This window comes from Paenibacillus timonensis (genome assembly GCF_022427145.1).
Classification (GTDB): Bacteria; Bacillota; Bacilli; order Paenibacillales; family Paenibacillaceae; genus Fontibacillus; species Fontibacillus timonensis.
This window is the reverse complement of the sequence record NZ_JAKSXN010000027.1, coordinates 20,544-33,137: the sequence shown is the minus strand read 5'-3', so window position 1 is coordinate 33,137 and position 12,594 is coordinate 20,544. Positions and strand designations below refer to the sequence as shown.

Annotated in this window: 5 protein-coding genes; all 5 read right to left on the bottom strand. The window is 48.2% G+C overall.

Annotated features, from left to right (window positions below):
• Positions 1-5: 5 nt before the first annotated feature.
• Positions 6-1,874, bottom strand: coding sequence for a site-specific DNA-methyltransferase (locus MJ257_RS12300; protein ID WP_240269523.1), 1,869 nt, complete (start codon positions 1,872-1,874; stop codon positions 6-8).
• Positions 1,875-1,895: 21 nt separating this feature from the next.
• Positions 1,896-2,549 (bottom strand): DUF4391 domain-containing protein, encoded by a 654-nt coding sequence (locus MJ257_RS12295; protein WP_240269521.1) that lies wholly within the window; start codon positions 2,547-2,549, stop codon positions 1,896-1,898.
• On the bottom strand, positions 2,549-5,803 hold the full coding sequence (locus tag MJ257_RS12290) for a helicase-related protein (RefSeq protein ID WP_240269520.1): 3,255 nt from the start codon (positions 5,801-5,803) through the stop codon (positions 2,549-2,551). The genes MJ257_RS12295 and MJ257_RS12290 overlap by 1 nt, the downstream gene beginning before the upstream one ends.
• A 105-nt stretch (positions 5,804-5,908) precedes the next feature.
• A complete protein-coding gene (locus tag MJ257_RS12285) occupies positions 5,909-9,208 on the bottom strand; it encodes a UvrD-helicase domain-containing protein (protein ID WP_240269518.1) in 3,300 nt (1,099 codons plus the stop codon).
• Complete coding sequence (locus tag MJ257_RS12280) at positions 9,201-12,098, bottom strand: PD-(D/E)XK nuclease family protein (RefSeq protein ID WP_240269517.1); 2,898 nt, start codon at positions 12,096-12,098, stop codon at positions 9,201-9,203. The genes MJ257_RS12285 and MJ257_RS12280 overlap by 8 nt, the downstream gene beginning before the upstream one ends.
• Between the last annotated feature and the right edge of the window lie 496 nt (positions 12,099-12,594).

Genomic DNA, 12,594 nt, shown 5'->3' with positions numbered 1-12,594 from the left:
CTTCCTTACAGCACTTGAATTTCAGTGCTTGGGGAGAGTAGCTTGAACAGTTCTTCAACATTGATGCGAGCAGAATCATCCCGGAAAGAGCTGTCACGGAATACCACACGAAGCGGTTGATCCTCAGCGATTTTCTGGATGAGTGACTCTGATACCTCTTCATCAAAGCAAGCGATTAAGGAGTTGCCTGCAACGTAGTGGACAGTCTTGCCTTCGATTTCTTTGGATTCCATCGGCAATGAAAGCTCTAGTCCACACTCCAGCATCACTTGAATCAGCAAGTCTTCCCCAGTACGGTCTTCTTTGATGTTCGACGCCATGTCATCTAGATTCATCTGGCCTAGCTTCTCCGGAGTGTAATAGACATCTTTCATGTTGCTGGAGTCTACTCGGTATACTCGGAAGCCGTAATCAATGTCTGCTCCGGTTTCTTCTTTGATCTTTTTGGCAGCACGACGGATGCGTTCTTTGCCGATTTCGCAAATGTTTTTGTATCCTGTCTTATAGGCTTCGGACGTTTCGATTGTTTCTTCGGGTAATTGAACCATAATAAATTTACGATTTCCCTGATCCTCTGCATTAAGTTGCATTACAGCATGAGCGGTAGTTGCAGAGCCAGAAAAGAAATCGAGTATAATGTCGTCTTCAGAAGTTGCGAGTCTTATCATCCTGTTTATCAAAGAAGCTGGCTTAGGAAAATCAAATAACTTCTTACCCATCAATTCTTCGAGTTGCTTACTTGCGGCATCGGTTGTTCCAACATCTTTATGGAACCAGAGGTTAACTGGGACAATGCCCCCGTCAAGCTCAGAAAGAAACTTTTTAAGACGTGGGTAAGTGTTTTCCCCATTTTTCCCCCAGTATAAGCGATTCTCTTTCACGTGCTTTTCATGTGTACTATATTCATATTTCCACGCATTTGTTGGATGCACAACAACACTGCCATTAATCGGATTTGTTATTGAATACACCAAATTCGGTCTTTGTTCCTTAGTTGCTGGATTGACATAGGAAACACTTGTCCAGACACCCCGTGGATCATTATCCGGATTACTATAGATGGAATCTGACTTTTCATTTCTTTGCTCTTTTATTTCAGCAACCTGAGGGCTCTTTCTGTACAATAGAATATAATCGGTTAAAGAAGCAAACATCTTAGCATTATTACTACGGGTGAATCTTTTCTCCCATACAATGGACGTAATATAATTTTCCCGACCAAAAACCTCGTTGCAAACCTTCCTGAGATTATCTACTTCATTTTCATCAATACTTAGGAAAATCAATCCATCTTCCCTTAATAAATTCCTAGCAACTTTTAGTCTTGAATAAATCATTGTCAACCAATCACTATGAAATCTTCCGTTAGTGGATGGGTTTGGAACTAGGCGGTTCCCAGAGCTGTCTGCTTGTCCCGATTCTTCCAAGTATTCTTCAGAAGACTCTTTGAAATCATCTTTATAAATAAAATCATTACCGGTATTATACGGTGGATCAATGTAAATCATCTTGACTTTATTTAAGTAAGATTCTTGAAGTAACTTCAGTACTTCTAGGTTGTCACCTTCGATGTAAAGATTCTGCGTATTCTCCCAGTTTACACTGTCTTCTTTAACTGGTCGTAGTGTTTTATCAATTGTAGCATTGGCCTGAAGGATAGCTTCCTTTTTACCCGGCCAAGTCAACTGATATCGCTCTTTCTCTCCTTCAACGAGAATATCGGATAGTTCTTGCTTCAATAAATCAAAGTCAACCGCACGCTTGATCTTTCCTTGTTCATCCCTTGCCTCGGTGATTACATTAGGAAATAGTTCCGCAATTTTGTCGATATTGACCTGAGTCAGATCGACTGATTTCATCGTCAGTTTGTTCATGAAAGATTGACCTCCAGTTACTTAGTTGAGAAGCTGATTCAATTCTTTTCGTTTCTGTTGCAGTTCTATATTTAACTCGACTTTTCGATTAAACTGCTTTTCTCCGCGAATCTTCGACTCCAGCCGCTGGCATTCTAGCGTCAGCTTATCTATGCTTGCCTGTCGCTCCAGAACGGCTGTAAGTTCCATTTCCGGCTTCGAGTTCATCGGCAGCAGTTGACGGATGATGTTCTCGTATACGGCCTTTAAATCAAGTCCTTGAATGATGTCCAGCTTCAATTCTTCTACAGGCTGCCATTCCGATTCGTGATAGGAACGTACAACGGAGCGGTTGTCATCGGTCTGATTCCGCTCCTTGTAGGCGATTGCGAGCTTTGCCTGATCTTCGTATATAATGACGTGCAGTATAGGATAAGGAATCGCCTTGTCGATGCTCCGCAACAAATCAAGTGAGTAGGTTCGCTCTTTCAAGTGAACCTCAAACACCTGAACTTCTTGTATGTCATCTTGCGGTTCAAGTCGGATCGTCTCTTTGGATAGTTTGTGCTTCCAGATGATCGACTCGACTTGCTCGGTAAACAGTTCCTTTAGATGTTGATTGGCGTGAAGCTTCTCATAGAACTTACTTTTCGGTATTTTGCGATTCACAAGTGTGCTTGATGGTAGCTGGAACATCATGCACTCACCTGCCGGATGACAACAAAGGTAATGAGTTCAAAATCTTCAAGACCTTTGACGGAATCGATTAAAGCCGTTGTGCCGCCCGAACTGAACAAGCTATCCAGATCGCCTTCTTCCTTCACCTGTACAATAGAGCGGATCGCTTCCTCCAACAGCATGGAGTAAGCATCCATCTTCCTGCCGTCTTTCGTCGCTTGATTGAAGCTGCGACACGCCTCCAAGACAGGTTCAGATTGTCCTCTGCACAGGGCACGCAGAACATCGAGTGTCTTCTTGACATCCATATGATTGGTGACGACTTCACCATCGTCACTCAGGTAGACCAGGTAGAAAGGATGCAAGCGATTCTGCTTGTCCGGGTTCAGTTCTTCATTTACATTGCGAAGAACGAATATGACGCCGGGCTGTACTCCATTATCTTCATCAGCAGAAACAACAGCATGTAGTCCGCTAGGAACGGTATCCAGTTCGCCATTCTCTTTGACGTAGTTCACCAAATCCATGCGGAAGTCATTGAGACCTAAATCCGTTATAGATACTCCGGTATTCATGTCATCCAGATCGACAACTTCCTTCTGCAAGCGATTAAGCTGCTGCTTTCGGTATTCCAGATCGCTGGATTGATTAAACAGCACATTGTCGTCGCCAGTTGCTGTCATATCCATAATGACCATGCGATTCTCGACCCGTTCTTTCAATTGAATATATTCATCCAGCGTCATGTTAGGCCAGAAGTTCACGAGCTGAATGGATTTGTTTTGGGAGCCGATTCGATCAACTCGTCCAAACCGCTGGATGATTCGTACCGGATTCCAGTGAATATCATAATTGATGAGAAAATCGCAATCCTGCAAGTTTTGCCCCTCGGAGATGCAATCAGACGCAATGAGCAAATCGATTTCTCCATCCACATCTGGCATGGTCAGCTTCTTCTCCTTGGATCGCGGCGAGAAGCAGGTAAGCAATGTACTGATATCATTCCGAAGTCCGGCGGTATTCTTGTTCTCATCGCTGCCAACAATTTTGGCAGTATCGATGTTGTATTTCGACTTCATATATGCAGATAGATGGTTGTACAAATACGCCGCGGTGTCCGTAAATGCACTAAAGATGATCACTTTACGATTGCCCGGATTGATTGGTTGTCTGATTTTATCATCGATGACCTGTTTCAAGGCATTCAGCTTCTCGTCATGCTCGGGCGATACTTTCTGCATCTCTTCGTGAAGAGCAGATAGAATTTGGTGATCGCTCATCAAATCTTCTTTCCATCGAAGCACGTCCATATCGGACAGACTGATCTTGATGGTGTCCCCGATTGTAAAGTCATCGTCCAACCAATCGTCATCATCGAGACTGGCATCTTCAATTTCTGTGTATCCTACCGCATCTGACTTTCCACTTCGCTCATATGCCTCAATTCTGTCCAATGTCTGACCGAGCTTGGATATCATCTTGGACAGCGTCAACCTGAAAGATTCCACCGAGCTCTCTAACCGCTTGAGCAAATTGATCCGCATCAGGAGCTGTAAGCTACCTTCTCGGTCCAATTGCTTGAAGCTCCCGCTTCCGCCTTTTACACTCGTATCGTACATTTCTTCATACAGTCGCAAGCGACTCGGTTGAATGTACTTGAACGGAGCATAAATGCCGAGGTTGATTCTGGACAACTCCATAAAAATATCATTATAGCCGATGACATCTGTTCTTCCTGTCAGGTTGCAGAACTTGGATAAAGGCGGCAATCGCTTAGGAAATTCGCCGATCTCCTCAGCTTTGTAATACTTCTGAATGTGCTTGCGGGAGCGAGCGATGGTCAGACTGTCCAACAGCTCGAAGAAATCAAAGTCAAGCATACCCAGCAGCGTCTCCGTCGTCCGTTCAGCGGCATCCAGCTTAGACCACTGATTGAAGGCAGACTGGGCTCGTTTGAAGATGTCGTTGATACCCCGCTCCGTGCCTAACTTGTTGTTGATCTCCTCGGGATTTCCCTCATACGCCAGAGCAAGCTGATTACGAAGATCCATGAATTTGTTATTCACTGGAGTTGCCGACAACATCAGTACTTTCGTCTTAACACCGCTCTTGAGAACTTTCCGCATCAACTTCTGATACCGGGTCTCTTTGTCCTTCTTCGCTTCATTATTGCGGAAGTTGTGCGATTCGTCGATGACGAGCAGGTCATAGTTGCCCCAGTTCAATCTGTCGAGTGGAATGTCATTGGACTTTCCTCTATCACGAGAAATGTCCGTATGATAGAGTACATCGTATCGCAGACGGTCGGCGTACAAGATGTTGTTGGTCACGTTTTGTTTGTACGTGAGCCAGTTATCACCAAGCTTCTTCGGGCATAGCAGCAAGACCGACTTGTTGCGAAGCTCGTAATACTTGATAATGCCAAGGGCAGTGAATGTTTTACCGAGGCCGACACTATCTGCAAGGATACAGCCGTTGTATTTCTCAAGCTTGTTAATGGCACCGAGCACAGCATCTTTCTGAAAGTGATAAAGCCGCTTCCAGATTTCTGTATCTTTGAATCCAGTTGCTTCATTCGGCAGTATGTCTTCCGTAATATCTGACAAGAACTCATTGAAGATATTATACAAAATGACGTAATAGATGAACTCAGGCGAGTTTTCTTTATAAACGGATGAAATGTGCTCGGCCACCTGATTTGTCACATCTTCGAGTTTGCTTTTGTCATTCCACACTTGATTGAACAAATCGAAATACATTTTAGTAAACGGAACCTCATTGAATTTGTTCACCATCTTAGATAGAGCGTTGCCTTTCTCATATCCAAAATCGACCGTCGTAAAGCCATCGATTGGCATGTATGTGATGGCATCGTCAGATGTCTGCAAATTCAACATTCCTTGCAGTGCACCTGAAGTGCGATTCGACTTGAAAGTAACTTTCTTACGAATCCAATCGCTGCATTCTTTTGCAATCGCTTTGAGGTTCATTTCATTTTTTAGCCGGATTTCAAACTCAGAACCATACAGGCTCTTCTCCCGGTTCAACTTCGGAATGTAAAACTCTCGCTTCTCTTTCTTAAAGCTATCCGCGATAAAGGTAGGTGAAGTGAAGATAAACCGCACTTCTTCCACCTGATTCAGCTCTTTCATTAATGCTTCATAGGCGTAGATCGAAAAGCAAGATGCTGCGATCGATAGCCGCGAACCTTTTCGGATCGATTGTTTAAGGTCATCGCCGAGTAGACGGTCGATGTTATTCAGAATTTCCATTATGCACCTCTAGTTTTACCGAGACATAGTTATTTTCATATTCGACACCACTTCCTAAAATTCCTGTTAAACTAATTCCAAATACCCAAATACTACGTTACTTCATCACGAAAGCCATTTTCCCAACTGAACAAAATACAACCCCGCTTCTTTCACCTGATAACCAAAAGTCTGCTCCCATTCTGACGCATAAGCCTGAACCTGCGGCCGGTAGAAGTCAATGAACGACTGCAGCTTCTCTTCTGTTAAGCTGTCCGTCTTGAAATCAACAATGACCCAACCATCTTCTTCCTCGAAGAGGAAGTCTATGACCCCGCGAACATAGGCATGCTGAATGGAACCTGTACCTTCCGATGCGGCCGCAACCTCTGATCCTGCATCCCCGACATTGCTTAGCCCTCCGACTTCATCGGCATTCTTGCGAATCATCAGCGGCACTTCGAATAAGCGGCGGCGAGCGCGCAGGCTGCGTTGCCAGAGCTCGCTGGCTGTTACGTTTCGTACAACTCGAGCGGCTTCGCTTATGAAATCCTCCGCCATGCCTTCATCATCCGCTAAGAAGCGTATCGTGTCCTCAAGCTCCGACTCCGGTAACCCCTTGCCTAGCAGCTCTAAGGTACGGTGTACGACGCTCCCGAATGCCATGCCTTTGCCCTCCGCGGACCATTCCGGTGTGTCGCCGGATGCTTTCGTCTGGCTGGTAACGGATAAGACCGCGTAGGTTGGCTCACTTATGGCCTCAACCCTCAGCTTTCGAGCGTCCGAAACGCCTTGCAAATCCGGCCCCTCGGCCAGCTCCGCCTTCGTCTCCGGCTTCATCGCCGGCACATCCAGTTCACGTGCGAGATCCATCCCAACTACGAGCGGTGTCCAAGGGCACTTCGCCGGTTGATCGGGATACAGGCTGATGACGAGTATCTGCTTCGGCCGTGTAGCCGCGACATAGAGCAAACGATCTTTCTCTGCATTGGAGAAAGCACGCTCGCGTTCGTTCATCTCACTCCATCCTATGGGTTGAGCGATCAATTCCGTTTTGAACTCTCCGATCGATTTACTTATCGTAAAGTAACCTGCAGCCGGATCGGCGGAACGATCGATATACTGCGTCGCATCATGATCCGACTCTCCGCAGGGACAGGCCAAGAACACGACGGGTGCTTCCAATCCTTTGGCTTTATGCAGGTTCATAATCCGGACAGCTTGATTGCCGCCGGCGTACAGGCTCGATGTCTCCATTCCGCGATCCGCGAGCATGTGCTCGATCAATCGGCACAATTCCGACCAGCTGGAACTCGCCGCAGGATCTCCATGCAACAGCTGCAGCATTCTCACCAGCGTCCCCGCGCGAACAGAGCCTGCCGGCAGCGTCGACACGTAGGGCAGAACACCGAGATCATCCACGATATGACTGAAAGCGGCGGCAGCGCTTAATGTGCGTACCCACCCCTTATATTTTTGAAGCCTTCCAAGAACCGTAACCACTGCCTTGGCCCCTTCACTGCATTCTTCCGAGGCCGGCAAGTCAAATAACGAAAATGAATATCCTTCCTGCTTATAAGCCCATAACTGCCGATCGCTCAGGCCAAACAGCATGCCGCGCATAACCGCGAGCAAAGCCGGTTTATCAGCGGAATCCTCTAAATAACGAGCCAGCTGGTATAAGGCCAGCAGTTCCTCATAGACCGTCGTACTGCCTGAGGTATCAGCCGGTACGCCGAACGAATCCAACTGTTCTGCGTACAAGTGGATGAACTCCCTCGTTTTCGTAAGAATCAGAAAATCGCTCGGAACCGCGTCCCGGCTTCCCCCATCCCGATCTGCGATTTGTAAATTGCCGTTTTTGCAAGCCCAAGAAATATAGGCCGCAACTTGCTCGGCATCCGCCTGCGCGACAGCAGCTTTGCCTCCCGGCATTTTGGGATAAGGAAGAACGTATATGCCATGCGGCGTTTTACGAGCACCTTTGGGATCGTCCACACGTGTCTCCATCTTCACGAACGCAGCCTGGACCTCCGTTTCCGAAGACGGAAATTTACCGACAAACTGACCATTAATGAAATCGCCGATGGAGTGTACCGAACGGAAATTAGCGGTCAGACGACAAACTGCGCCGCACTCCTGGATGCGCGCCTTGACTTCGTTATAGATCGAAATATCCGCCCTGCGGAATCGGTAAATCGACTGCTTTGGATCCCCGACCACGAACAACGCACCCGGCCGAGGTGTTAGCCGCCGCCAGTTTTTCTCGAATCCCCCGCCCTCCGCGCTCCCCGTGAGCAGAAACATCAGCTCCGCTTGAATCGGATCCGTATCCTGAAATTCATCGACAAGCAGCCTTTGGTATCGTTCGGCGAAATAGGCTCTGACTTCGTTATGTTCACGTACAAGCTTGGCAGCTTCCATGAGTAAGTCCTGGAAATTCAGTTTTCCCGCAGCGTATCGGCGTCTCTTGTAGTCATCCAGTACAGGCCGCACGAAGCGGATCAGCTTCGGATATAGATACTCCCGCCATGCCTGAAGGAATGGAACAAGTACGTTGATCTGCCAATCGGGAAAAAGCTTCTTCATCTCGCCGGCATGTTCTTTGGAGGTCCATCGATTCAGCGTCACGTCGAGCTTGCGGTCAAACTCTTTGGCGATCTCAAGCATTCGCATATCATCCGACAAGTCGATGTAGCGCAGCTTCTGACGCGTCTGCCGAACCAGCTTCTGAACCGGATCCCAGCCTTTCTCAGGCTCCACCGTCGGAATATAGGGCGCTGCAGCTTCGAGCAAAGGAAGCAGCGTATCTCGAATCCGATCGAAATTGGGCCGCTCCCGCTCCTCGCAAGGCAGTTCAACATCCGTAAACAAAGACACACGGTCAAATACGTCCCGAAGGGTGTTCACATCCACCCGCAGCGACACTAATTCTTCGAGTTGCAGCCGCGCTTCCCCATCCAGCTCAGCCATGTATTCATCCCAGCAGCTTGCGCGAAACTCTTTATCGCTTTCTTCGTCCATTTCTTCAAAAGAAGGGTCCAGCCCTGCCTCAATGGGACGCTCGCGCAATAACGCTCCACAGAACGAATGGATGGTTCCAATGAAGATCAGATCCAGATTCCCCAGCGCCTCGGACAGCCGCTCACGGACGAAAGACCCCCCCGATGATCTTCGATAGGCTTTCTCCAGCGCCAGGCGGAAGCGTTCCTTCATCTCGTCTGCCGCTTTGTTAGTGAACGTAATGGCGGCAATTTGGCCAATGTCCACACCGGACTCGATCAAGGCCAGCAGCCTGCCAACCAGGCTGGTCGTTTTTCCCGAACCCGCCCCCGCCTCCACGAGTAAAGTCGTATCTAAATCTGTAAGGATCCGGTCACGGTCAGCTTGGTCTGCCGGTGCCGTAAGGCGGTACGATTCAGTCATGTCTCTCTACCTCCAGCAGCGTACTTAGAATATCCGCATTGATAGACGATTCACGTTTGCCTGCCATCCCATCCGCATGAGATCCGCAAACGGCTTGGTAATCACACCACCTGCAGACCATCGAATCCTTAGCCGGAATGTAGACCCCTCGATTCCGCGAATCCAACAGCTTGGAAACAACAGAAGCAAGGTCTTCTCTCCGGTTCTGAAGCCGTGTTGCCTTCTCCCCTCGTCCACGTTCTGTTGGGAAATAATATTCCGCCTCCGTCACCCTGGCTTTTGGATCCCTGCCTGTTTCGCGAAGCCACTGCTCTACTGCAATGGAATAAATCGCATGCTGCAGCTGTGTTCCGCCGCTAAAATAGGCTGCAGCCTTGTACTTGCTGGTGCTGCCTGTTTTATAGTCGATAATGCGGTACTCGTGAGGTCCGATCCGGTCGACCCGGTCCACGAAGCCCTTCAGCTTAAACTGTTTGCCGCCGGGCAACTGAATCTCCATAGGCTCTCCATCCTGCGCCGCGAGCTCTAATTCGAAGAAGCAGGGCTGATCCGTTCTGCCGACTTCATGGAGATAAAAGACTTCCGCATCCCGCCGGATTTCCTCACATTCCTTGTTGAATACATGCGGATTAGGGGCAGGGATGGATAGCGCATTCTCCCGGATTACGGCTTCCACGATCTCAACCAGTCGGCCTTTGTCATGCTGAGCCGGTTTCGTTCCTTTGTCCGTAACATCCTCCAGATACCGTCTGAAAATATCGTGCAGCAAGGAGCCTCGCTCGCTTGCTTGCAGCCAGCGGGTCCGGTCGAATTCCGAGACCTCCTTCGGACGAAGCTTTAAGACATAATAGAAATAGTATTGCAGCCCGCAGCTCGCATACTTCTCTAATTGACTCACACTAATGGCATCGCTGCGCGGAACGTCATCTAAGTCACGAGAGATTGTGGAAGAGTCGATCTCCAGCCAGCCGTCATAGGCTGATAATCGCTCATCTAACCGGAAAGCCAGGGCTTGATACCCGGCTGCAAGAGCAGGGTATGTTTGCATCATAGCCTGCCATCCGTCCTTGGATTTGCCATTCGCTTCCTGGAGCAGCCCCGCCCATGCATCGATTCCGTCAACCGGAGCAGATTCACCGGTCGTATGCATGATATCCATCACACGGTAGGGTTCACCTAATGAGTGTTCCAATGCTCCATAATCCAATGACGAATCCCCTGTCTGCAGCCGCAGAACCTGAAGCATTTCAAAAGCGGGACCTTGGCTCTTCTGCTCCCCTATATCATAAGAGGAGTAGCTTAACCAGATCTCTCCTCGAATTTGAGACAGCCGGGACTCCCGTTCGCTCCTGACATTCTTCGCGCGTTCCTTGGCAAGCTCCAGGTGCTCAGACAGCGTAATCCGTTCTTGGTCCAGGAGAAGAGGGTCTTGGACCGCAGATATACTCCAGGTTCTCTCGTCCATACCCAAGATCCAAGTCCGATCTCTCCCGCTCCACCCGCCGTTCTGCAGGGAGCTAATGTGAATCGCACCCGGTTTCGGTGTTGCCGCGGCGCGAATGCGAATCGCGGCTAACATCTCTTTCACGTATTGGACAGCCAAATCCATCGGCATGGGTTCACATGAACTTGCTGAGTAGCGCTTCGTCAGCTCCTTCAACGCTGCTCCTACATGAGCATCATCCAGTGACCGTGCCGGCACATGCTTCTGAACAAAATCCGTCACCCAATCTAACAAGATAAGTGGGTTCCATTCATTTCCTTCGGGCAGCCGATCGAACCAATCCTTCACGTAAGTCAATAAAGCAGTGCCTTGCTCCCACTCTTCCTCACCAAGTCGTTCTGGACGAAGGATAGCAAGATACCGTTCTCTTCCCCAACCAATACCGGACTTCTCCAGCAAGCGAACCCAATCAGTGCGAGTCCAGCGCTCATCTGAGAACGAAATATAGCCATGCCGCAGCATTTCTGCAAGCCTCTTTACCGGGAAGCCTTCGGCAATCCAATCCAGTATACCTAAAGCCGCTTTCCCAGCATCACAAAATACAAGTGGCAGTCCGTTCGAGAGCGTACATTCGACGCCCACTGCTTCGGCATGCGAGTGAATCATGGGCGCATAATGCTCATAATCAGACAACATGATTTCCATCCGATCAAGAGCCGCAGGGTCCGATAGGATTCTTCGAAATCCCTCTTTGACCTCCGCTAAGCTTCCAGTCGCGCGGAACATCGTGAATGGATTCTTTGAGAACGCTTCGTTTCTATAGAATGGAGCATCCGAATCCAGAATGCAGAGACGCTCCCCCGACAGCTTGTGGATCATGTTCCGCTCCACCAACGTCCAGCCGGTTGGCGCAAGTACCAGATAGACGGTTTCGTCCCCTACTGGCTTCAAGTAGTCAGCCAATCCGGCAGCATCCGTCCGTCCATTTTCCTGCAAATATTTCTCGTAGAGTGCGAGCAATCTTTTTAAATATTCGCCTTTATGCAGATTCGTGAAACACTCCGCCTTCACTTCATCCGAACGAAGACCGGCCAATCGCATATCGGATATCACACGATTCACTTGATTGACAATACCCGGCTTCAGCATGGACTCGTTGATATAACTCATCGGATTCTCTAGAGCCAGCTGCTTCATCAACTCACGGACAACCCAAAGGGCCTGCCCCTCATCAAGCAGACGAATCTTTCTGCGAAACAGCTCGGACTTTGTATGTGCGGTCACGATTCCGCGAAGAGTCTGCACTTCTACGTTAAAGACAGCTCCATAACGCTTGCATATCTGCTCAAGCAACTGGTGTCCCTGTGCATAGGATCTGGCCAGCAACACTTTCGGAGACAATGGAGCCTCGTTGATTTTCTGGTATAATCGATCGATTAGATCCATGTTCAAGCCTCCCTGTGAATGATCCAATATACCTACATTCTGTAAAACATGCCCTGTATCCTTCCATTGCCCATAAATGGAAGGTAATTGTCTTATCCATATTCCACATTGTAAAGTTTCGTATAGGCAGCAGGTTGTCAGCGAATGTACGTTCTATAATAGAAAATACCTCGCTTTTTAATTAAGCGAGGTTCGTTAAAGCATCTGCAATTAATCCGTAAATGTAAACTGAATTTACCGATTTTCTCATGACTTCTTGACTTACAGAATTCCCATTAAGCCGTAAGTGATAATAGGGAAATATCCTCTCAAATTCTTTAAACGTAATCGTCCTGGGCATTTTCAGAGTGGAACTTGGTACGTTATCCTTTGCTTGACTGATGATAAGTGCAGTTCCATCCGTACTGACTCGAAACCACAAGGGTGCCCTTTTGTTTTGTGGGACGGTGTGAATCTCAAAAGGTTGGCTATTAGCACGCTCGATAATTCGATTCCA